Origin of the sequence: Halalkalibacter kiskunsagensis, assembly GCF_037027555.1 — a bacterium.
GTDB classification, from domain to species: Bacteria; Bacillota; Bacilli; order Bacillales; family Bacillaceae_D; genus Halalkalibacter; species Halalkalibacter kiskunsagensis.
The window spans coordinates 103,877-125,262 of the sequence record NZ_JAXBLX010000013.1; the positions used below are offsets into that span (position 1 = coordinate 103,877).

Below are 21,386 nucleotides of genomic sequence, written 5' to 3' on the forward strand. Positions count from 1 at the left end.
ATTCGTCTTATCTAAATTGGATGAAGAAGGTGTATGTTGTTGAAGATTGTTACATTTAACCCATTCCGAACGATTGGAATGCCAGGTATACAATATGTCAAGCCTGAACACATGTTTGAGCAAAGAGAGAAAATAGAAGAAGCCGATGTTTGCCTGTTTCCTGAAAATTGGCAAGTTAATGCACTCGTATATGGAATGAAGAAAAACATTTTTCCTAGTATTCAATCGATTCAAATGGGATTTAATAAAATTGAAGTAACCCGTGGTCTATGGAGTGTTTGTCCTGAACATGTACCCAAAACCGTCATTTTAGGTAGAAATCACGAGAATATCAACCGCGTGTTTGATGAATTTCCATTTCCTTTTGTCGCAAAAGAAATCCGAAATTCTATGGGAAAAGGCGTTTTTCTTATCGAAAACCATAAACAATTTAACGAATACGCTGAAAACAATCCGTATTTCTATGTACAAGAGTATCTCCCAATTGATCGCGATTTACGTGTTTGTTTTGTTGGAGATGATGTCATTGCTGCGTATTGGCGAATTAATGATAACAATTCTTTCAGAAATAACGTCGCTCAAGGTGCACGTATTTCATTTGATAACATTCCATCTGAAGCAATTGATTTAGTTCGCAAAACAGCTCGTGATCTTGGTGTGAATCATGCTGGATTCGATGTGATTTCAGCTGGTGGCAAATATTATTTCCTAGAGTTTAATACACTTTTTGGCAATCAAGGGTTTCAACAGTTAGGTATTTCTGTTGAGAAAGCAATCTATGAGTACCTACAAAAAACAGTAGTTAAATTGTAACTTGAATCGTTTCCTCCATATCGTACGAAGACCGATCATTTTTGACAATAACCACCTTGATTTCATATTTACCTTTTGGTAAGTCATTAATGATAAATGCCGGTTCAAATAGAGTCTCAACATGTTCATCATTTATATAAAGTCGGATATGTCCTTCCCCTTCTTGATGGGTGGCACCGACTTTTTCTTTCGTAAAGTGAAATTGATTTACAAAGCATTCAATAAAAACACTTTGGTCGCGTATCTCGTGGTCAATCAATAACATTGCATCATTATTTCCAACTGTAACAATTCCAGTACTTTGGATCGGAATCACTTGGATCTCTTCTAAATTCGATTCCTCTGCTTTTGCTGTAGCAATAGGTCCCGATATCATAATCAAAAAAACAATAAAAACCAAATAGATACTCTTCTTCATAAATCATACTCCTCTAGAAATAAAGTCATGATTCTAGATTTCCTCTTCTGACATCCTTCTATTCGATTTCATAAAAAATTAATAAAAAAAGTTAGCTAGATAAAAAGAGGTAACAAGAGACTTATATACGCAAAAGAAAGAACCTGCCAAATTATTGGCTAGGTCCTTGAGCGCCGGCAACCGTTGCCTGCCCCATTTTCAACATTTCCATCATCATCATGACAAGTCCGAGCGAATTTTGTACCTTTTCTACCCGTTGTGGCAATGTCCGCCCAAAGAATTGGTTAGCTTCTTTTTCTAACAGAGGAATTTGACTTGGATCTCTGCTTAACTTCCGGTACCAGTTTGGATGCTGCCTTATATAGTGACGCAATTCAGGCCTTTCCTGTAATATTTGCTGAATCTCCACTCTCATATTTCAACCCCCATTCTAAATTAGTCACGTCGAAATGAAAATGGATGATCTGGTTGTCTGTGATTTTGTTGGTTTTCAGGCTGCTTTTGAAAAGATTGTATAACATTTTGAACATTAGACAACACTGAGCTGAACTGTGATAGATGATTTTGTAGATCTTGGACGTTCATCCGTTTAACAATCCCCATAATTTGTCCGAGAGCGTCCGTTGCACTTTGAGACGATTGCTCTTTCTCGGCCTCTTCCTGTTGCTTTGCACCGTTTTTTTCACCCGTTGTCTCCCCTTGATTATACGAACTCCATTGCTCATGATCTCCGCCCAGTACACTCCATTCTTCAAATAATTCTTGGAGTGTCCTTCTGCCATCCTTTACTTCCTTTGCTAGAAAAGGGTGCTCTTTCATAAATTGCTTAAAATCTTTTACAGAAGGATGTAATCCCTGTTTCGACTCCACTTCTCATCACCCTCCTTATCCTCTTTATCAATACTTTACGCAGACGCCCAGTCCGATGTGCGCCCATTTTTAGCGAGCCCTATATACTAATCAAATTTTTCCAATAAAAAAGAAATATAAAAAGTTTACGTAAGTTTCCCTTAACAACCTTTTAGCTCCTTTTTACAATTGCCACGGCGTCATGAAGTTCTGAGTATAATATTCTTGGTAAACTCCTACTCCTAAATGAGTGAACTCCTTATGCAATATGTTCACACGATGCCCTTCACTGTTCAGCCATCCCTCAACGGAGGCTACACCGTCAATGTATTTAGCAGCAATATTTTCTCCAGCTAACATAAAAGGAACGTCGCCATTACTGAATCGATCCGATAATTCTCCATATGTCGGAGATGTATGAGAAAAATATTGGTTATTACTCATATCCATACTATGGAGATAAGCAACTTCCGCAACTTTTCCTTCCCATTCAAATGGATCTAATCCATGGCGTGAACGAATAACATTGGTGAAGTCAAAAATTTGTCTAGCATTCCCTGATTCAATTCTAGACCATTCGTCCTTAGAAAATACAGGGCGTTCCGGGAGTGATCCTCGATAAGAAACGGAGTAAGGTCGCTGCCTAATGAGAACATCATTTACAATGATTCTCATGCTAGATAGTTCCTTTGTGTATGAATCAAAATAAAATTGCACCCAATGACCACCTAACTCTGCAATCGGTCTCGTGTTTACATCTTCATCTGTCAATTCAAATTGGTAAACTCCTCCATCACTAGTTTTCACATCAACATTTTTCTGAAAATGTAAAAGCTCATTTATTTCATTATAGGTTTGCCCAAACGAAAGTGATTTGCCCCTAATATCACCTGTTAAGAAAACCGTTACAACTTGGTCATCTTCAATACCAATTTGCATATATGAATTATTAGAGGTTGGATAAATCCACCAATCATACCCATAAGCAGATAAGTCAATTCGTTTTGGTTCTCCAAATTCATCTGTTACCTCATCAGCAGTTAGGCCAATAAAGCGTTCATGTTCAGCAAACGAGACCTTCTCCTTTTCAATGAACGAATCATCTACGATAGAGGACACTTCTTCAACAGACTGTCTCTCATCATTTAGAACGACAGGTTGCTTGAACCATTCAGCTATTTCACCTTCATATACTTTTTCAAAAGCAACGATGGATAAGAATACCAAAAAGCCGCCAATAATCATATATTTCTTCTTCATATATTCCCCTCTCTCTAGTACCTGACCAGAATCAAATATATGAGCATGCTTTCGCCCTAATAAAATTCCTTACAATGAAAATTCGCAATGTACCCTGGTAATTCCTTTCACTAACTATGTAAGGTTCTGTCGGTTTTAAAGTCGAAAGTGTCGAACCGAGATAACCCATATAACACCGGCTCCGCTCACTGCTTGGAGGTTGTTCAAAAAGGGAAAACCACCCTTTTTGTTATTGAAATGGCATTGGCTCCTCTCGGTGCACGCAGTGCTATGAGAAAATCGCTCATAGCCCCGCTCAAATGATAACACCGGCTCCGCTCACTGCTTGGAGGTTGTTCAAAAAGGGAAAACCACCCTTTTTGAACAACCTCCATAAAACATTCACGATTAAGGCGTTGCAACCGAGGGGTTTTCATACTATCATAAGTAGAGTACATATTTGATGAAATTGGAGGCGGATTCGTAGTGAAATTTGAACATATTGAACTAGCAGATAAAGAATCGAAATTTGAAACACTTCGTTACGCTGCAGAATCAATTGGCTTTATCCACGCTGGTCAATGGGATTACAGACGTGTAACGTTTGATTACAAAATTATTAATCAAGGTGATGTGTATTACCTTCGTGTCCCAGCTTATGCTATTAAAGGTGACATTCCTAAAGATGATACAATAGTCAAGCTTATGACACCTATGCTTGGGAAACATTATTATCCCCATGGTGTTGAATACGAAGGAGAGACTTTCCCTCAACCGATTATTGATAAGTGTAATAAAAAGCTTGAGCTATTAAAGAAAATTCTTGAAACCAATTAAATCTAAAGACAAATAAGACAACAAGGTCCTAGCCTTGTTGTCTTATTTTCTTTCTTTTATTGTTACAATTCTAATCGAATCATTTGCACCACGTACCAATTCAAATCTCAGAGATCTATCTATGCTCTTTTCTTGACCATACTCATATAATGTGACACTTTCATCTACATCAACATGAAGTTCTCCTATTTCATCTTCATATACTGCTTTTACATCAAACTTATCCAGTTCTTTTGTAGTACCTTCACTATGTAAATCACTCGTATAACGCCTTAACGAATGATAATAGCTATTATTAGTAATTAAATATGGTTCAAGATTGTTAAAATCACCTGAATTAACCGATTGAATCATATTCTCTTTATACCTGTGTAAGAAAGTAGCTATCTCTTCTTCTTTTTCCCCTTCTATTAACGTCAGATGCTCTGGCTCTGACGAACATGCAGAAAGAAAAAATACGAACATTACAATAAAACAAATTTTTCGCATGGTAACGCCCCTTATTAATATAAGTACATGATTATTGACCAAGCATCATTATAACACATCCACTAATTAAAACTGCAATATTCACGATATTGTAAACGAGTTAAGGAAATTAAGTCGTTAGCCTGTTCATCTAGTTTCGTTCGTAATATAATAAAAGGAGCATTTCTGTTTATGAGAGGAGTCTCAAATTGGCAGCACTTATGACAAAGCGAACCTTTATTATTTTACTTACCATTTTAGCAATAATAATTGCAGGGTATTTTATATTACCCGTCTCAGTACCACTTATCTCAGCATTTGCAACAGCTCTTATTTTAACACCTGCTATAACAGCCCTTCATAAACGAGCAAAAATCAAACGAAATATTGCCGTTATGATTGTATTTACCTTGTTTGTTTTTTTTATTGGATTAGCAGGGTATTACATTACAACTCAAGCTGTAACGCAGGGAACACAAATAGTTGAAAATTTGCCTCAATATATAAACGATATTAATCGAGCTTGGCATAAATTCAATCGTAATCTAGAAGAGGAGTATGAAAACCTTCCTCCAGATCTAGTTCATGAAATTAATTTGCATGTAACTAATACACTAAGCAACATTAGAAATACGCTTGGCGAACGCAACTTAATTAACGATGTTGCGTCAATTATAACAAGTATCCCAAAATACTTAGTTACCTTTATCGTTTACTTAATCGCATTATTTCTCTTTATGCTTGAATTACCTACATTAAAGAATAAAGCATTTACTTATTTATCAGATCGTACAAAAGACAAAGTGAATTTCATGACTTCGCGTCTTACTTTTGTGATATGGGGGTTTTTCAAAGCACAGTTTTTAGTTAGTATTATTATATTTATCGTATCCTTAATAGGATTGTTGCTGATCGTTCCGGAAGTAGCACTGTTAATGGCTTTTATAATATGGATAATTGATTTTATCCCTTTAATAGGCTCAATCGCGATATTAGCACCTTGGGCAATATTTCAATTAATTGCTGGCAACACCACTACAGGTACTCAACTGCTTATTTTAGCTGCAGTCTTGCTTATCATTCGCCGTACAGTAGAACCAAAAGTTATGGGCCAACAAATCGGATTATCTCCACTTGCTACATTAATAGCGATGTATTTAGGGCTTATGTTATTTGGAGTGATGGGCTTTGTCATCGGCCCTCTTTTAGTAATCGCCTTTACTTCAGCTAAAGAAGCAGGAATCATTAAACTAAACATAAAAATATGAAATGGAAAAGAGCTTGGTCAATGACCAAGCTCTTTACTTTAATAATAAGGTGAAATCATAATATACACGATAACGCCTGTTAGACTAACATATAACCAAATTGGCATCGTCCATCTGGCAATTTTTTTATGACGTTCATTTTCCATATTCCATGCACGAGCAACAGATGTTAACGCAAGTGGAACGATGACAGCTGCTAATATAATATGTGTAATGAGGATAAAGTAATATATTCCAGCCATAACGCCTGTCCCACCATACGGAGTTGAAGCAGATAGGAAATGATGCGCAACATATGTTACTAAGAACAAAGTTGTTGTAATAAACGCTGCATAAATAAAGCGACGATGAACCGTTACATTTTTCTTTAAGATTGCGATGAGAGCTCCTACTAAGAATAGAAACGTAAAACTATTAAAAATTGCATTAAGCATTGGTAGAATGGTCACATCAAAAGCTGTGAAATTTTCTACACCGGGTAAACCCGCAAGAAGAGCTACCAACCCATTAATTAAAATTGTAATAATAATGATAGCTGGTTTGTAATTTCGCTTTCTATGCGATTGCCCTAAAACACTTTGATTATTATGTTGGTTCATTTAATCACACCTTTTTTTGATAATCAATTACACTGTTCATTATACACTAAAAAGCGATCTCAAAAGCTACACTGCTCTTTACAATCTATTGAACAGATTATTATTACCAAACAAAGGGTGACTCGTATACGAGTCACCCTTTGCCTACTTTTTAGTATTTTGTAATTCCGAGTAACAACATTAATGCTGCAATTGTAGGCATCGTAACGAAGATACCGGAAATCATAAATGCCGTTGCCCAACCATGATCCTTATCTTTTAAATGCATGAAGAAAATCAATTGGAGAGCAAGTTGTATCATTGCTAAGATCAGTATAAATGGTATAGCAAATGAACGTGGAATAAGATCTGCTCCAACAGCTAAAAACGATAAGATTGTTAAGAAAATCATTAAGGCAAAAACAACAATCTGCTTACGGATTTCCTTACTCGTCTGACGTTTTTCTTCTTCAGTCATTGCACTTTTCTCAAATGGTGTACTTAAGTTATCTGCCATGACTAAACCCCCTATAATACTCCCATAAGATACACAACTGTGAAAATAAATACCCACACAACATCAATGAAGTGCCAGTATAAACTAGCTAAATAAAATTTAGGAGCATTTGTTAATGTAATGCCACTCTTATTGTAGCGAATAAGCAGAACCATTATCCAGCACAAACCAAAAGCAACGTGAGCACCGTGCAATCCAACAAGTGAGAAGAATGATGATGCAAATGCACTTGTTGTAAAGCCTAGCCCGTGGTGTACATACTCATAGAATTCGTAAATCTCGAATCCTAAGAATCCTAAACCTAATAATACGGTAACCCACATCCAAATTTTAAATGTACCAAACTTATTTTTCTTCATTGCAAACATTGCTAATACACTCGTCAAACTACTTGTTAAAAGTAGCATAGTCATAATGAAAACAAGTGGTAAGTGAAACATTTCTTGTGACGTAGGACCATCAGCAACACCGTTTCGAAGTCCTAAGTACGTTCCAAAAAACGTTGCAAAAAGAATTGTTTCCCCGCCAAGGAAGAACCAGAAACCGAGAAATTTGTTTTTACCTTCTAGTGTCGCTCTCTCCGGATGCGAAGGAAGCCCTTTTGAAGTATCTACATGACCCGCCATTTCTTAGTTTCCTCCTTTCTTAAGGTCCGCTTTCACTTGCTCAACAGGAACATAATAGCCATGATCCTCTTTCACCGAGCGAACAAACATTGCACCAAAAGTAATTGCTAAACCGCCAATTGCAACAATCCAAGGATTCATGATTGGATTTTCCATGTTCATCATGATAAATCCAAACCCTGCAAAGAATAAACCTACAGAGATAATCAATGGAAGAATTGAACCATTTGGCATGTGAATTGCTTGAACTGGTTCAGCTGGCTTCATAGTGCCATCTCCATGAATTTTTTCATAGAATAACGGATCTAACGAACGAACTTGTGGTGTTTGTGCAAAGTTGTACTCAGGTACTGGAGTTGGTGTTGACCACTCAAGTGTACGAGCATCCCAAGGGTCAGCAACAGTTACACGCTCACCTTTAACTGCAGAATAGATAACATTAATCACAAGAAGGATGACACCTGCTGACATGAAGAATGTTCCAATTGTACTAATAAAGTTAAATGTATCAAGTCCCTGATCGCCAAGGTATGTGTAAACACGACGCGGCATCCCCATAAGACCTAATAAATGCTGAACGAAGAACGTTAAGTGAAAACCAATATAAAAAATCCAGAAAAATAGTTTTCCAAGAGTTTCATTCAACATGTGCCCAAACATTTTTGGATACCAGTAGAAAAGACCAGCAAATAATGCTAATACAATACCACCAACAATAATGTAGTGGAAATGGGCAACTACAAAGTACGTATCATGATATAGATAGTCAACTGGTGCCATTGCAAGCATAACCCCTGTTACCCCACCAAGTACAAATGTTGGTACGAAAGATGATGCAAATAACATGGACGTGTTAAATGTAATTTTCCCGCCCCACATCGTAAAGAGCCAGTTAAAGATTTTAATACCAGTTGGAACTGCAATCGTCATCGTTGCAACCGCAAAGATTGAGTTAGCAACTGGTCCCATCCCTACTGTAAACATATGGTGAGCCCAAACCATGAACCCTAAGAAAGCGATAAGTATAGTTGCAAATACCATTGCTGTATATCCAAATAGACGCTTTCTTGAGAATGCTGGAATAACCTCAGAAATAATACCAAAAGCAGGTAATACTAGTATATATACTTCTGGGTGACCAAAAATCCAAAAAATATGTTGCCATAAAACGACATTACCACCCATGTTTGGAATGAAGAACTGTGCTCCAAAAATGCGGTCTAACATAAGAAGAGCAAGACCAGCAGCAAGTGGTGTAAAAGCAAATAAAATTAATGTAGAAGAAATAAATGATGACCAAACAAACAATGGTAGGCGCATCATCGTCATTCCAGGTGCACGCATATTAATAATTGTTACTAGGAAGTTAATAGCAGAAATTAAAGTTCCGATACCAGAAACCTGTAAACCTAGTACGTAAAAGTCAAGCCCTACTCCTGCATAATCACGACTTGATAGTGGCACATAGGCTGTCCATCCAGCATCGGGTCCCCCACCAAAGAACCAACTCATACTAAGTAATATACCACCAGATAGGAAAATCCAAAATCCTAATGCGTTCACAAATGGAAACGCAACATCTCGTGCTCCAATCTGCAGTGGTATGACATAGTTCATAAATGCAAATAATAATGGTGTGGCAGCTAAAAATAGCATGATCGTACCATGCATCGTAATGAATTCGTTAAATGTTTGACCACTTAAGAAATTCATCTCTGGATACATGAGCTGGATACGCATAAATAGCGCCATCACACCAGCTTTTACAAAGAAAAGCGTCCCTGCAATCAAATACATGATTCCAAGCTTCTTATGGTCAACCGTTGTTAACCAATCCCAAACAACGCTTTTTTCCTGTTTTTGTGCAGCCAAAGGGTTTACCTCCTTTTAAATCAATTTTAATTGTTTTGTACGTCTAATGAACGTAGATAAGCAATAAGCGCTTCCATATCTTCATCGCTCACTTGTGGAAATGCTGGCATATTATTTCCTTGTTTTAGTGACTCTGGATCACGAATCCAAGCTTCAAGATTCTCATCTGTGTTTTCTAAGTATCCTGCAATCACTTCACGATTTGCAAAGTCTGACAATGCAGGGCCAGCCGCTGTTCCCATGCCACCAATAGCATGACATCCGATACAGCCTAATCCGTCAGAACCAAATATTTCACGCCCTTGTTGTGCAAGAGTTTCTGTTGGCTCTTCCACTTCTGCTTGCATTCCTGCAACCCAAGCATCATACTCATCCCGCTCAAGTGCAATTAGTTTAAAATCCATGAGAGCATGTGAAGGACCACAAAGCTCTGCACACTTTCCTTTGTAAACTCCTGGTTCATCAGCCTCTAACCAAATATGGTTTGTAATTCCAGGAACCGTATCAAGCTTACCACCTAAAGCCGGTACCCAAAAAGAGTGCAATACATCTTGAGCATGTAATTCAAAAATTACTTTTTCCCCTACTGGAATGTAAACTTCTTGTCCAGCAGTAAATCCTTCATCTTCGTAATCAAATTGCCACCAGAATTGGTGACCCGTAACTGTAATATAGACTGTATCTTCCCCAACCTCAGGGTCTGGCTCTGTATCAGCTAACATAAATTGTCCTGTAATTGTTGGAACAGCTAAAATTGTTAACAAGATAATTGGGATTACAGTCCATGTAATTTCAAGTGCCGTATTTCCGTGTACTTGCTTAGGAATCTCGTCGTCTCCAGGAGCTCGACGGTACTTAGCAAGAATAATGAAAAAGATAGCAAATACGACAATACTCACGAAGGCCATTACATACAACGATAAAAGCATGTTGTCGAATATCCATTGTGATTGTGGTCCCTTTGGATCAAGGGCAGTTAAGTTCGTCTCTCCCAAACAACCCGTTAATACAAACACGAGCAATGAAAGAGGTAGAAAACGCCAAGCAGTTTTCCAAAGTTTCATCTGACAATCCAACCTCACTTTCATTAAGTAGTTAAAACTACAAATAAGATATATATCTACAGTCATTATTCATCTTAATATCTAGATAAGAAAACTTAGAGATATCAATAATTATTAAATATGAACAATAACCATAAGAACAAATAAAATAGTTAAATAGTTGAGCGAGTATACAAACATTAACCTAGCCCATTTAATGTCATCTTTCATCTTAAAGCCAGCAAATCCTAAAATAACCCATCCTAAACCTAGCAATGCAGCAATGACCGTATAAACGATCCCAAAAGGATAAAGCATTAATGAAACTGGCAGTAGTGCAATGACATATACAACCATTTGACGCTTAGTCACTTCAAAACCAGCGACAACTGGTAACATTGGAATGCCAGCTGCACGATATTCTTCAACACGTTTCATTGCAAGTGCAAGGAAATGTGGTGGTTGCCAAAAGAACATTATAAAGAATAAAATCCAAGCGAATGTGTGTAAACCTCCATCTATTGCTGCCCACCCAATCAATGGCGGGACCGCACCTGAAAAGCTACCCACAATTGTGTTCAATGTTGTGGTACGCTTTGTCCACATCGTATATAGGACCACATAAATAAATAATCCTATTAACCCAATAACAGCTGCTGTTGCTGTTGTGAGCGCCAAGAAGCCAATCCCTACTGCAGCCTGCAATAAGCCTACTAACAAGACATGGTTTGCTGAAAAACGACCTGTTACCGTTGGTCGATCTTTTGTACGTTCCATAATATGATCAATATCTCGATCAATGTAATTATTTAACGTACATCCACCTGCCATAACAAGTGCGGCTCCTATTAACGCAAAGAACATGGTTGTTAAATGTGAACCTAATCCTATACCTGTATAAACGGCCGCTAAATAAATACCGGCAAATGTCGTAATCAAATTAGACGTGACAATCCCTTGTTTGGCTAGAACCAAATAATCCTTCCATGACTTTTGCTGACTAACAGCGACTGATGAATCAGGACTAGATATAACTTCTGGTGCTTTCAACACTGTATTAGTCTTATTCATCATTTCTTCACCCCCTTTGTAGAGTCAACCAATTCAAGCACTTCTACAAAAAATAAATTAGGCCTAAATACTTCACCTAATGTGCTACAAATCACATTATATCTTAAAATCTACTTTGTTTCATCAAAATCATGAGTTTCACATTATCTTCACATTTACAGTTGTCCATAAAAATTTCACCTTAGTAAAATTGACATTTCTACTGATTGTTTTTAAGATCAAGTAGCAAAGAAGATTTCCATTGCTTACTCTAGCATATATCTTAACAATTTTATAGAAGGAAAGGTGAATTGAATGCATAAAAGATTAAAAATCTACGGCATTCTGTCCTCCATTGGCCTACTTATTGTACTCCTGCAAGGTGCACTCGTGACTAAGACTGGTTCTGGAGAAGGGTGCGGAGCAACATGGCCATTATGTTTTGGAGAGGTTATTCCAGTAAATCCCGCTATCGAAACAATCATTGAGTATAGTCATCGCATTGTGTCTGGCTTAGTTGGAGTGATGATCATCATTCTCGCTATTTGGTCATGGAAACAGCTAAAACACGTGAGAGAAGCGAAATTCATGTCCATTACCGCAGTAGTTATGATTATTTTTCAAGGATTACTTGGTGCGGGCGCCGTTGTGTTTGGTCAATCAAAAGCTATACTAGCTCTTCATTTCGGAATTTCAGCCATGTCGCTTGCATCTGTTGTACTTTTAATGATCCTAGCATTTGAAGATGGAAAGCCATATCGAATTGCCCCTAAAGTATCGACAGCTTATAAGACGTTTTTCTTTTTTGTTATCACATACTGTTACGTCGTTATCTATACTGGTGCATACGTAAAACACACAGAGTCAACGTTAGCATGTGCTGGGTTTCCATTATGTAATGGCCAACTCTTCCCAGGGTTTGTAGGACCAATGGGAGTTCAGTTCTTACATCGAGTTGCCGCAACCTTACTTGTTGTTTTACTATTTATTCTAATGCTTTGGACAATTAGTCGCTATAAAAATGAGGTAGTTCTTGTTTGGACAAGTATCATTGCTTTTTTCCTTGTAATCCTTCAAATGATTAGTGGTATTTCTGTTATCTTTACTCAAAATGAGCTATTATCAATTGGGCTGATGCACGCACTAATTATTTCAATCCTATTTGCAAATTTAACGTACATGGCAATGGTTTTACTTCGAAGACCATATAAAGGATAATTTAAAAAATGACAGCAGCTCGCTGTCATTTTTTCAGTTATTGCCCAATTAGTACAAATTCATACTTTCTACTTTTCATTACTCGTAAAACATCCCCAAAAAAAAGCTGATCTAAGGAGTTGATTACGACTCCTTAGATCAGCAATATCTATCACATCAATTCAATTAACAAATCTCCTGTTAATATCGGATCTCCATCTGAAACAAATACTTCTTTCACAACACTATCAAATTGCGCTTGTACAGTCGTTTCCATTTTCATTGCTTCTGTAATCATTAAATGATCTCCCTTTTTCACTTTATCACCTTTAGATACTAGAGTTTTCACAACAGTTCCCGGCATGGAAGCCCCTATCTGATTGGGATTATCCTTGCCCACTTTAGGACGAGCAACGGATGAAGATTTAACATTTTGATCCTTAATGATTACTTCACGAGGCTGTCCATTAAGTTCGAAGTAAACAATACGTGTTCCATCTTCTTTCGGTTTGGAGATAGACACTAATTTCACAATCAACGTCTTACCTTTTTCAATTTCCACTTGGATTTCTTCTCCTAGACGTAATCCATAGAAAAATGTTGGAGTATCAAGTACAGATACATCGCCGAATTGTTGACGGAACTGTTCAAATTCCATAAAAACTTTTGGATAGATCGCATATGAAAGCATGTCATGACTTGTTACTTGCCTATCAATTTTGTTGAAAAGAAATTCTTTTACCTTTTGAAAGTCAAAAGGTTCCATGGACTCCCCGGGTCTTCCTTCAATTGGTTTTCTTCCTTTTAGTACAATCTCTTGTAGTTTTTTAGGGAAGCCTTGATAAGGCTGGCCAAGTTGTCCTTGAAATAATTCAACAACCGAATCTGGAAAATCTAAAGACTGCCCTTTTTCATATATAACTTGTTCTGTCAAATCATTTTGAACCATATACAAAGCCATATCCCCAACAACTTTAGATGAAGGCGTAACCTTTACAACGTCACCAAACATATCATTTACAGTTCGGTACATCTTTTTGACTTCGTTCCATCTTGCGCCAAGTCCAACTGCTTTTGCTTGCTGCTGAAGATTACTATATTGCCCACCAGGCATTTCATGCTCGTATACTTGTGTATGTGGAGAATTCATTCCACTTTCAAAACCAGCATAATATTTACGGGTGTGCTCCCAGAATTCACCTAGTTGCTCAAGTGATTGAATAGAAACGTTGGGTTGGCGATTTGAGCCACTTAGTGCATAAAATAAACTATTTGCACTAGGCTGAGAGGTATGGCCTGCCATAGAACTTACAGCTACATCAACTATATCAACTCCTGCTTCGATAGCACGTGCATAAGTGAACAACCCATTCCCACTCGTGTCATGTGTATGAAGGTGTATTGGAATCTCAATTGAACTCTTAAGTTCAGTAACAAGTTGATAAGCGGCTTCCGGTTTAAGTAAACCTGCCATATCTTTTATTCCCAAGATGTGAGCACCTGAGCATTCTAACTCTTTAGCCAAGTTCTTATAATACTGTAAATCGTATTTAGAGCGTGACATGTCTAAAATATCTCCCGTGTAGCACATTGAAGCTTCTGCAATCTTTCCACTTTTCCTCACTGAGTCGATAGCTAAGGTCATCCCTTTAACCCAATTTAGACTATCAAAGATCCGGAACACATCAACTCCTGCATCTGATGATTTCTCTACAAACTCTTCAATTACATTATCAGGATAGTTTGTATATCCAACTGCATTTGAAGCACGGAGTAGCATCTGGAAAAGAACATTTGGAGCCTGTTTTCGTAAAGTTAATAAACGCTCCCAAGGATCTTCGTGCAAGAAACGCATAGTAACATCAAATGTTGCTCCCCCCCACATCTCCATTGAAAATAAATTAGGAAGCATTCTAGCAGTTGGTTCTGCTATTTGTTTTAAATCATGAGTTCGAATTCTTGTTGCGAGTAAGGATTGATGAGCATCACGGAACGTAGTATCTGTTAACAGAACTTCTTTTTGTTCCTTTACCCAATTAGCTACTCCTTCAGCTCCTTTTTCATCTAGTATCTGTTTTGTCCCATTTGGAATTGGATCTGTATATTTTAATTTAGGCACTGGTGCTTGATCAAATATCGGCTTCTTTGTTCTTTCTAGGCCAGGATAGCCATTCACAATTGTTTCCCCAATAAAGGATAGCATTTTTGTTCCTCGGTCTTTGCGCTTTGGAAACACAAAAAGTTCCGGCGTCTTATCAATAAAAGATGTATTATATTCTCCATTTAAGAACTGATGATGTTGAACAACATTCTCTAGAAAAGCGATATTCGTTTTAATTCCACGAATTCGGAATTCCCGTAAATTTCGCAACATTTTTGCTGCCGCACTCTCAAATGTTAGCGCCCATGTTGACACCTTTACGAGTAAGGAGTCATAATACGGTGTAATAATAGCACCTTGAAACCCGTTCCCTGCATCGAGCCTAACACCAAACCCTCCACCAGAACGGTAAGCATTAATTCGACCTGTATCTGGCATAAATCCATTGCTTGGGTCTTCTGTAGTCACGCGTGATTGTATCGCGTACCCATTGCAGTTTATATTTTCTTGAGAGGGAATACTAAGTTTTGCAGCATGTAGCTGTTCACCATCAGCGATTAAGAGCTGTGACTGAACGATATCGACACCTGTGACCATTTCGGTAATCGTATGCTCTACTTGTACACGTGGATTTACTTCAATAAAATAAAATTCACCTGAATCAGTTACTAGAAATTCAACGGTTCCTGCATTCACATACCGAATGTTTTCCATAAGTTGAACAGCAGCTTGGCAAATTTTTTCTCGAACATTACCCGTAAGAGAAACACTTGGAGCAATTTCTACGACTTTTTGATGCCTACGTTGTACAGAACAATCACGTTCATAAAGATGAACAATATTCCCATGCTTGTCTGCTAAAATCTGAACTTCTATATGTTTAGGATTTTCAATAAACTTCTCAACATATACTACGTCATTACCAAATGCTGATTTCGCTTCTGATTTTGCACGCTCATAAGATTCTTTTAGGTCCTCTGCATTCCGTACAATTCGCATTCCTCGTCCACCACCGCCAAGAGCAGCCTTAATAATAAAAGGAAATCCGTGCTTTTTAGAAAATGCTTGAACAGCCTCTAGGCTTTGAACCGGTCCATCACTACCTGGAATAACAGGTAGATTGGCTTTTAATGCCTGTTCACGAGCTTGAACTTTATCACCAAACATGACAAGATGTTCTAGCTCAGGTCCTATAAAGATAATCCCTTCCTCGTGACACCTTTTGGCAAAATCAATATTTTCTGACAGAAATCCATAACCAGGATGAATGGCATCAACATCATGCAATTTAGCAGTTTCAATAATTCCTTCAATATCTAAGTACGCCTCAATTGGCTTCTTACCCTCACCAACTAAATATGCTTCATCCGCTTTGTAACGATGATAAGAACCAGAATCTTCTTTTGAATAAATAGCGACTGTTCGGATATGTAATTCTGTACACGCTCGAAAGATTCGAATAGCAATTTCTCCTCGGTTTGCTACCAATACCTTCTTAATGTTTACAAGTCCATTCATAATCTGCCTCCTCATTCCCTTAAAAATCGTCTCTTTTCATTGTACGTTTGTGTTTATATTTTCTGCCAAATGTAGCTTTATATGTTGAACGAACTGAGCTAAAGCTATAATCTAGTATAGATACTATAAGGACTATTTTGCAATAAATATTTAGATACCAAAAGCGCTTTCTTTCTTTGAAAACAAAAAAATAAAAATCAAGCTATTGTTTAATAGCTTGATTTTTATTTTTGCACAGACGCTTCATGAAGATCATCAAGTTTCCGTTGTAATTCGGCTAAAATTTGTTTTCCGATCTCATCGTTTACTAAGCCGAGGCGCACTGCAAAGTCTATCTCTCTGGATAACCCAAACATTTGTGTATCTAGAACCTCTTCATAGAGAGGACACTGTGGCATTGTTAAATTCTCCAACTGAACTTCAATAAGCTGACGAATTTTATCCGCATCTGATTTCAGAAGGGCAAATGCTTTTTCTTTATCTCCAGTCACCATTTCTGCTGACATGTTGATCCCCTCCTTGTTGTGATTTTCCCTTGTCTTAATAGTATCTTTTTCATTCAAAAATTGCAATGATTTTCACACGCACTCAAGTAATGATGTCGCCTGCTTTAAAATATACTTAAATGATATTGACTTGATAATAGTTCTAGTAGCTTCATTCCCGCAATGCTATTCCCTTTTTCATCCAATGCAGGTCCATAGATTCCAATCCCAATCCCTCCTGGCACAGCACCTACGATCCCACCTGAAACGCCACTTTTGGCTGGTATCCCCACACGAATTGCAAATTCACCTGAGGCATTATACATCCCGCATGTAACCATAAATGTTTTTACTAATCGAGCAATTTCAGTTGGAATAATAGAATAACTGTTATCAGGGTGCTCCCCATGGTGCGCTAAAGCATAACCTATTTTCGCTAAATCCTCACAGTCCACTTCAATGGCACACTGCTTTGTATAAAAATCAAGTAGCTCATCTACATCACCAGTAATAACATGATGTTGCTTCATAAAATAAGCTAAAGATCGATTTAAATCAGCTGTTTCAAATTCCGATTTTGCGACTCCTTTGTTGTAAGAAATATTGTTGTTCCCACTCAATTCTCTTACAAAATGGACTACCCTATTTAACTTTTCTTCGTTAGACTCACCTTTTATAAGAGAGCTTACCGCTAGGGCTCCTGCATTAATCATTGGGTTAAGTGGTTTAGATGGAACATGAGATTCTAATTTGGCAATCGAATTAAAAGGATCCCCTGTTGGTTCCATCCCAACCTTTTCAAAAACATATTCTTCGCCATGATCCATTAAAGCTAATGCTAATGTTAATACTTTGGATATACTTTGTAATGTAAACAACTTATGGTGTTCCCCTTCACTAAAGCATGTAGCACTCCCATCAAAAATAGCTACAGCTACATCACTTTGATTCGCTGTAGCTAGTGCAGGTATATAATCAGCCACTTTCCCTGATGCAGTATACTTTTTCACTTTTTCGATCATTACCTTTAAATCTTGTTCATATCGACAAACCATTATTATCACTCCACTTACTTCAAAATTTAATTGTAATTATTAGCTTTACCAAAAGTGACAAAAACTACGAAACACTTTATACTTTAAATGACTTTATATAGGAGGGGACATCATGCAAGAATTTGTTTTTTTTATTAATGGCGATGTTAACCATCCACTAACTGTTGATCCAACTGTGTGGATTTTTGATGAGCGAAAGGTTGACCTCGATACATATTTTGAGGAATTGGAAACGAAAGATGATGAGGAGACGGCCTATAAGAAAGCAATATCTGCTCAATGGGATAAAGAGATAACAGAAGGTTCGGAACCTCCGAACCCAAATAAAAATGGCAATGAGATTAAATATGAAAAACAAAAGCTTATTAATGGTTCTTTCGGTATGCCTCTAAAACCTTTTTTGGACAATACAGGACCTAAAGAGGGAGTTACAGAGGTAGAAGTCATTCAAAAAGATGGAACGATCCAAAACTTCAAGTATTCAGACATTCGTGCTGGAATCGTTGGTTTTTCCCATAAAGGACAACCTTTAAGAGATAATGGACCGATTCACTTTTACTTCGGAGACGGCTCTAACCAGAAATCACCTATAAAAAATGTATGTAAATTTAAACTGCTTCAATCGTAGGGCTTGTACAAAAAGAATTATGCTTTCTAAATTCTAGAATTCCTTCACTTATGTAAACTCCGTTAAGAGTTTGCATGGTGTACACTGAATGTACAAAATTAAAAGGATCTGTCTTCAAGAATAATTTAACGTTTTTTAGAGGACAGATCCTTTTTATCTGTTAAGATTTGATTGAGTTAATCAAGGAAGGTAGCAGCCCCGCTTAATGCGAAGAGTTTGTTCTATAACTAAGCCTTTTAAAACCAAAATCTACAATAAATCTGCTGCTAATTGTGCTAATCCTGAACGTTCGCCTTTCACTAATTTCACGTGCCCACTTACGGTCTGGTCTTTAAATTTTTCTACTACATATGTTAACCCATTATTATATTCATCTAAATACGGATGATCAATTTGTTGTGGGTCTCCCATTAAGACTATTTTACTTCGCTCACCTACTCGCGTTAAAATAGTTTTCACCTCATGTTTTGTTAAATTCTGAGCCTCATCAATAATGATGAATTGATCTGGTATACTTCGTCCGCGAATATAAGTTAATGCCTCTACTTGGATAGAGCCCATCCCTGCTAATATTCGATCAAGCTCACCCGGTTTTTTTGTATCAAATAGAAACTCTAAATTATCATATATTGGTTGCATCCAGGGTCTCAATTTCTCTTCTTTCTCTCCAGGTAAATAGCCAATATCCTTGCCTAAAGGAACGACCGGTCTTGCCACAACTAGTTTCTTATATTTACCTAAATCCTCCGTTTGCATAAGGCCAGCTGCTAGTGATAATAAAGTTTTTCCTGTACCTGCTTTTCCAATCATCGTAACGAGGTTAATATCCTCTCTAAGCAATAGTTCAAATGCCATTCGTTGCTGAACATTTCGCGAGCGAATCCCCCATACATGATCTGGCTCACTAACAAACGGCTTTACTTTCTTGCCATCTGGCTCAACCTTTCCAAGAGCTGAGCTAGAACTTCCAAGTGCATCTTTCATAATTATAAATTGATGTGGGTAAAATGGGTGCTTTGTTAATTCTGATATTGCAATTTCTCCATTGGCAAAAAAAGTTTTCATTACATCTGCATCGACATAAATTTCTACATAACCAGGATAAACATGATCAAATTCAACAACACGATCACTTAAAAAATCTTCCGCCGGTAAACCTAATGCATCAGCTTTTACCCTTACAAGAGCATCCTTGCTAACGAGATAAACGTCTCTTCCGTCAGCTCGCTCTTGTTCCTCAATCATTAAATTAAGAGCTACTGCTATTATACGATTATCATTTGTCATTTCTGCAAAGGAATCTTTTAGCCTAAGAAAAGACCTATGATTTAATTCAACTCTCAGTTTACCTCCGGATTCAATTGGGACACCTTCATGTAACTTCCCCATCCCTCTAAGGTTATCTATTAATTTTGAAAATTGACGTGCATTTCGTCCAATCTCGTCCATATAACGTTTTTTAGAATCAACCTCTTCTAGTACAACCGCTGGTATGACCACTTCATTATCCTGAAATGAAAAGATGGAGTAAGGATCCTGTAAGAGTACGTTCGTGTCCAATACGTAGATTTTTTTCAACATTCCGCCTCCTGACTAAAGAATCGTTTGTCAACTACTTCTTACTAATCAAGTTATGCAGATTCAACAAGTTGGTCCCATATTAGACCAAGACTGTTCAATCAATCTTCTTATTATTGAATGTATGATCAAGCTGTCAAAGTTAGACGAAGGAATCACGATTCCTTCACATTATCTATAAAAAAAGCTCAAATAATGGACATTTTATATATCCACGATTTGAGCTCCCAATAAAATCATCCTTTTTTTAATGCTTCCATCACTTGACGATCTAATTTTGCTGCAGCTTCTGCATCATATGTCTTTTCATAACTAGGCTCCGTCATCATCTTGGCACCGTAAAACATAACGTCACGAACTTCATTTACTTCAAGTTCAATAAGCGCTAATTTCAATGGAACCCCTTCCATTTTTTCTAAAACAATTCGCGCTAAACCAGCGATCGAATAAGTAGACCCATTTGCGATCAAACTCATTACTACACCTTCATTCGCTTTAATATTCTCTAGGATGCGAGAACGATTATCGATTGCAAATCTTATTTTTTGTAATGTTGGTGCATAGACCCAAGAAATAGCATTTACATTAGGTATACCTTTTTCAAAATCAACTGTAGCAATCGTTACATATCGTTCCTTCTGAAGTAGTGGTAACATTTCTTCGGTTAATCCTTGCTCTACTTGATTGGCCATTTTTAACCCTCCAATGCTTCACAATTCATTTTTATATTCCATTCTATCATACCATTAATTTAAGAGTTTGTTCAAAATGGAATAACTTTTTTTGATTTGAATAAACTCGACGTTATATGCTTTTTAACCTGCTATGAGTGGGTTCTCTTAGTTGACGCATCAACGATTAGAGCTGCAGTAATTAATTTAAATGATCAAATATTATAATGGAGATGGCTTTTTCCAACAAAATTGCTTAAAATGAAAGGAGAATGGAGTGATTGTACCCATGCGAGTTAAATGTGTTCTTTGTGATAAAATTGATAAATTAGATGATCATTTGCCTTTAGCTAAGCGCTTACGGAATCGACCTATTCATACTTATATGTGTGATGAGTGCTATGAGCGTATTAGAGTACGGACAGAAGCAAGAAAAGAAACAGGCTTATTTCAATTAACAGTCAAGAAAAAAGAAGAGAGCGAGTGGCTTTAAACACTTAATATGGTACCTGTAGTTAGGACACTTGAAAAAGAGTGTTTTATCTACAGGTATTTTTTTATATACTTGAATTTCA

22 protein-coding genes are annotated in these 21,386 nt (G+C 37.2%); 6 read left to right on the forward strand and 16 right to left on the reverse strand.

Going from position 1 to position 21,386, the window contains the following annotated elements; translation table 11 throughout:
* Positions 1 to 39: 39 nt before the first annotated feature.
* The gene (locus SLH51_RS09685) at positions 40 to 813 is read left to right on the forward strand and encodes an ATP-grasp domain-containing protein (protein WP_335961010.1); all 774 of its coding nucleotides are present in this window, start codon (positions 40 to 42) and stop codon (positions 811 to 813) included.
* Here the strand turns inward: SLH51_RS09685 and SLH51_RS09690 are convergent.
* The 4 genes from SLH51_RS09690 to SLH51_RS09705 form a co-directional block, all read right to left on the reverse strand.
* Entirely contained in the window at positions 803 to 1,231 is a 429-nt protein-coding gene (locus SLH51_RS09690; protein ID WP_335961012.1) for a hypothetical protein, read from the reverse strand. The genes SLH51_RS09685 and SLH51_RS09690 overlap by 11 nt on opposite strands.
* 151 nt (positions 1,232 to 1,382) lie before the next feature.
* Positions 1,383 to 1,646 carry a YlbE-like family protein gene (locus tag SLH51_RS09695; protein WP_335961014.1) on the reverse strand — a complete coding sequence of 88 codons (264 nt, stop codon included), beginning with the start codon at positions 1,644 to 1,646 and terminating at the stop codon, positions 1,383 to 1,385.
* Positions 1,647 to 1,666: 20 nt separating this feature from the next.
* On the reverse strand, positions 1,667 to 2,101 hold the full coding sequence (locus tag SLH51_RS09700) for a YlbD family protein (RefSeq protein ID WP_335961016.1): 435 nt from the start codon (positions 2,099 to 2,101) through the stop codon (positions 1,667 to 1,669).
* Between the two features lie 162 nt (positions 2,102 to 2,263).
* On the reverse strand, positions 2,264 to 3,340 hold the full coding sequence (locus SLH51_RS09705) for a CAP domain-containing protein (RefSeq protein ID WP_335961018.1): 1,077 nt from the start codon (positions 3,338 to 3,340) through the stop codon (positions 2,264 to 2,266).
* 465 nt (positions 3,341 to 3,805) lie between these two features.
* On the opposite strand from SLH51_RS09705, the gene SLH51_RS09710 reads away from it, so the two are divergent.
* Entirely contained in the window at positions 3,806 to 4,156 is a 351-nt protein-coding gene (locus SLH51_RS09710; protein ID WP_335961019.1) for a YugN family protein, read from the forward strand.
* A 42-nt stretch (positions 4,157 to 4,198) separates the two neighbouring features.
* Here SLH51_RS09710 and SLH51_RS09715 read toward each other — a convergent pair whose 3' ends face one another.
* A complete protein-coding gene (locus SLH51_RS09715; RefSeq protein ID WP_335961020.1) occupies positions 4,199 to 4,645 on the reverse strand; it encodes a TcaA NTF2-like domain-containing protein in 447 nt (148 codons plus the stop codon).
* Between the two features lie 188 nt (positions 4,646 to 4,833).
* Between SLH51_RS09715 and ytvI the strand changes: the two genes are divergently transcribed.
* On the forward strand, positions 4,834 to 5,892 hold the full coding sequence (ytvI, locus tag SLH51_RS09720; RefSeq protein ID WP_335961022.1) for a sporulation integral membrane protein YtvI: 1,059 nt from the start codon (positions 4,834 to 4,836) through the stop codon (positions 5,890 to 5,892).
* Between the two features lie 38 nt (positions 5,893 to 5,930).
* On the opposite strand, the gene SLH51_RS09725 is transcribed toward ytvI, so the two are convergent.
* The 6 genes from SLH51_RS09725 to cyoE form a co-directional block, all read right to left on the reverse strand.
* Positions 5,931 to 6,491 (reverse strand): DUF420 domain-containing protein, encoded by a 561-nt coding sequence (locus SLH51_RS09725; protein WP_335961023.1) that lies wholly within the window; start codon positions 6,489 to 6,491, stop codon positions 5,931 to 5,933.
* A gap of 151 nt (positions 6,492 to 6,642) precedes the next feature.
* Positions 6,643 to 6,987, reverse strand: coding sequence for a cytochrome C oxidase subunit IV family protein (locus tag SLH51_RS09730; RefSeq protein WP_335961024.1), 345 nt, complete (start codon positions 6,985 to 6,987; stop codon positions 6,643 to 6,645).
* Positions 6,988 to 6,998: 11 nt separating this feature from the next.
* The gene (locus SLH51_RS09735) at positions 6,999 to 7,613 is read right to left on the reverse strand and encodes a cytochrome (ubi)quinol oxidase subunit III (protein ID WP_335961026.1); all 615 of its coding nucleotides are present in this window, start codon (positions 7,611 to 7,613) and stop codon (positions 6,999 to 7,001) included.
* Positions 7,614 to 7,616: 3 nt separating this feature from the next.
* Entirely contained in the window at positions 7,617 to 9,485 is a 1,869-nt protein-coding gene (gene ctaD, locus SLH51_RS09740) for a cytochrome c oxidase subunit I (RefSeq protein ID WP_335961028.1), read from the reverse strand.
* A 26-nt stretch (positions 9,486 to 9,511) separates the two neighbouring features.
* On the reverse strand, positions 9,512 to 10,549 hold the full coding sequence (gene coxB, locus SLH51_RS09745) for a cytochrome c oxidase subunit II (RefSeq protein ID WP_335961030.1): 1,038 nt from the start codon (positions 10,547 to 10,549) through the stop codon (positions 9,512 to 9,514).
* Between the two features lie 114 nt (positions 10,550 to 10,663).
* Positions 10,664 to 11,599 (reverse strand): heme o synthase, encoded by a 936-nt coding sequence (gene cyoE, locus SLH51_RS09750; RefSeq protein ID WP_335961060.1) that lies wholly within the window; start codon positions 11,597 to 11,599, stop codon positions 10,664 to 10,666.
* A 294-nt stretch (positions 11,600 to 11,893) separates the two neighbouring features.
* Between cyoE and SLH51_RS09755 the strand changes: the two genes are divergently transcribed.
* Complete coding sequence (locus tag SLH51_RS09755; RefSeq protein WP_335961032.1) at positions 11,894 to 12,796, forward strand: COX15/CtaA family protein; 903 nt, start codon at positions 11,894 to 11,896, stop codon at positions 12,794 to 12,796.
* Positions 12,797 to 12,947: 151 nt separating this feature from the next.
* On the opposite strand, the gene pyc is transcribed toward SLH51_RS09755, so the two are convergent.
* From pyc to glsA, 3 genes are all read right to left on the reverse strand, one after another.
* Positions 12,948 to 16,394, reverse strand: coding sequence for a pyruvate carboxylase (gene pyc, locus SLH51_RS09760; RefSeq protein WP_335961034.1), 3,447 nt, complete (start codon positions 16,392 to 16,394; stop codon positions 12,948 to 12,950).
* A 224-nt stretch (positions 16,395 to 16,618) separates the two neighbouring features.
* A complete protein-coding gene (locus SLH51_RS09765) occupies positions 16,619 to 16,900 on the reverse strand; it encodes an Fpa/YlaN family protein (RefSeq protein ID WP_335961036.1) in 282 nt (93 codons plus the stop codon).
* A 104-nt stretch (positions 16,901 to 17,004) separates the two neighbouring features.
* Positions 17,005 to 17,934: a glutaminase A gene (gene glsA, locus SLH51_RS09770; RefSeq protein WP_335961037.1), complete on the reverse strand. Its 930-nt coding sequence runs from the start codon at positions 17,932 to 17,934 to the stop codon at positions 17,005 to 17,007.
* Positions 17,935 to 18,046: 112 nt separating this feature from the next.
* On the opposite strand from glsA, the gene SLH51_RS09775 reads away from it, so the two are divergent.
* Positions 18,047 to 18,562 (forward strand): peptidyl-prolyl cis-trans isomerase, encoded by a 516-nt coding sequence (locus SLH51_RS09775; RefSeq protein WP_335961039.1) that lies wholly within the window; start codon positions 18,047 to 18,049, stop codon positions 18,560 to 18,562.
* Positions 18,563 to 18,811: 249 nt separating this feature from the next.
* Here SLH51_RS09775 and SLH51_RS09780 read toward each other — a convergent pair whose 3' ends face one another.
* Together SLH51_RS09780 and SLH51_RS09785 are read right to left on the reverse strand one after the other, a co-directional pair.
* Positions 18,812 to 20,143, reverse strand: coding sequence for a PhoH family protein (locus SLH51_RS09780; protein ID WP_335961040.1), 1,332 nt, complete (start codon positions 20,141 to 20,143; stop codon positions 18,812 to 18,814).
* 233 nt (positions 20,144 to 20,376) lie between these two features.
* A complete protein-coding gene (locus SLH51_RS09785; protein WP_335961041.1) occupies positions 20,377 to 20,832 on the reverse strand; it encodes a pyridoxamine 5'-phosphate oxidase family protein in 456 nt (151 codons plus the stop codon).
* 268 nt (positions 20,833 to 21,100) lie between these two features.
* On the opposite strand from SLH51_RS09785, the gene SLH51_RS09790 reads away from it, so the two are divergent.
* On the forward strand, positions 21,101 to 21,304 hold the full coding sequence (locus SLH51_RS09790) for a YlaI family protein (RefSeq protein ID WP_335961043.1): 204 nt from the start codon (positions 21,101 to 21,103) through the stop codon (positions 21,302 to 21,304).
* The last annotated feature ends 82 nt before the right edge of the window (positions 21,305 to 21,386 follow it).

What these genes read in the sequence shown, in the direction of transcription:
- SLH51_RS09725 (WP_335961023.1), bottom strand. Translation starts at nt 6,491, where the DNA reads ATGAACCAACATAATAATCAAAGTGTTTTAGGGCAATCGCATAGAAAG.
- SLH51_RS09790 (WP_335961043.1), top strand. Translation starts at nt 21,101, where the DNA reads ATGCGAGTTAAATGTGTTCTTTGTGATAAAATTGATAAATTAGATGAT.
- coxB (WP_335961030.1), bottom strand. Translation starts at nt 10,549, where the DNA reads ATGAAACTTTGGAAAACTGCTTGGCGTTTTCTACCTCTTTCATTGCTC.
- cyoE (WP_335961060.1), bottom strand. Translation starts at nt 11,599, where the DNA reads ATGAATAAGACTAATACAGTGTTGAAAGCACCAGAAGTTATATCTAGT.
- SLH51_RS09705 (WP_335961018.1), bottom strand. Translation starts at nt 3,340, where the DNA reads ATGAAGAAGAAATATATGATTATTGGCGGCTTTTTGGTATTCTTATCC.
- SLH51_RS09690 (WP_335961012.1), bottom strand. Translation starts at nt 1,231, where the DNA reads ATGAAGAAGAGTATCTATTTGGTTTTTATTGTTTTTTTGATTATGATA.
- SLH51_RS09780 (WP_335961040.1), bottom strand. Translation starts at nt 20,143, where the DNA reads ATGTTGAAAAAAATCTACGTATTGGACACGAACGTACTCTTACAGGAT.
- glsA (WP_335961037.1), bottom strand. Translation starts at nt 17,934, where the DNA reads ATGGTTTGTCGATATGAACAAGATTTAAAGGTAATGATCGAAAAAGTG.
- SLH51_RS09775 (WP_335961039.1), top strand. Translation starts at nt 18,047, where the DNA reads ATGCAAGAATTTGTTTTTTTTATTAATGGCGATGTTAACCATCCACTA.
- SLH51_RS09785 (WP_335961041.1), bottom strand. Translation starts at nt 20,832, where the DNA reads ATGGCCAATCAAGTAGAGCAAGGATTAACCGAAGAAATGTTACCACTA.
- SLH51_RS09755 (WP_335961032.1), top strand. Translation starts at nt 11,894, where the DNA reads ATGCATAAAAGATTAAAAATCTACGGCATTCTGTCCTCCATTGGCCTA.
- SLH51_RS09695 (WP_335961014.1), bottom strand. Translation starts at nt 1,646, where the DNA reads ATGAGAGTGGAGATTCAGCAAATATTACAGGAAAGGCCTGAATTGCGT.
- pyc (WP_335961034.1), bottom strand. Translation starts at nt 16,394, where the DNA reads ATGAATGGACTTGTAAACATTAAGAAGGTATTGGTAGCAAACCGAGGA.
- SLH51_RS09735 (WP_335961026.1), bottom strand. Translation starts at nt 7,613, where the DNA reads ATGGCGGGTCATGTAGATACTTCAAAAGGGCTTCCTTCGCATCCGGAG.
- SLH51_RS09715 (WP_335961020.1), bottom strand. Translation starts at nt 4,645, where the DNA reads ATGCGAAAAATTTGTTTTATTGTAATGTTCGTATTTTTTCTTTCTGCA.
- SLH51_RS09730 (WP_335961024.1), bottom strand. Translation starts at nt 6,987, where the DNA reads ATGGCAGATAACTTAAGTACACCATTTGAGAAAAGTGCAATGACTGAA.
- SLH51_RS09765 (WP_335961036.1), bottom strand. Translation starts at nt 16,900, where the DNA reads ATGTCAGCAGAAATGGTGACTGGAGATAAAGAAAAAGCATTTGCCCTT.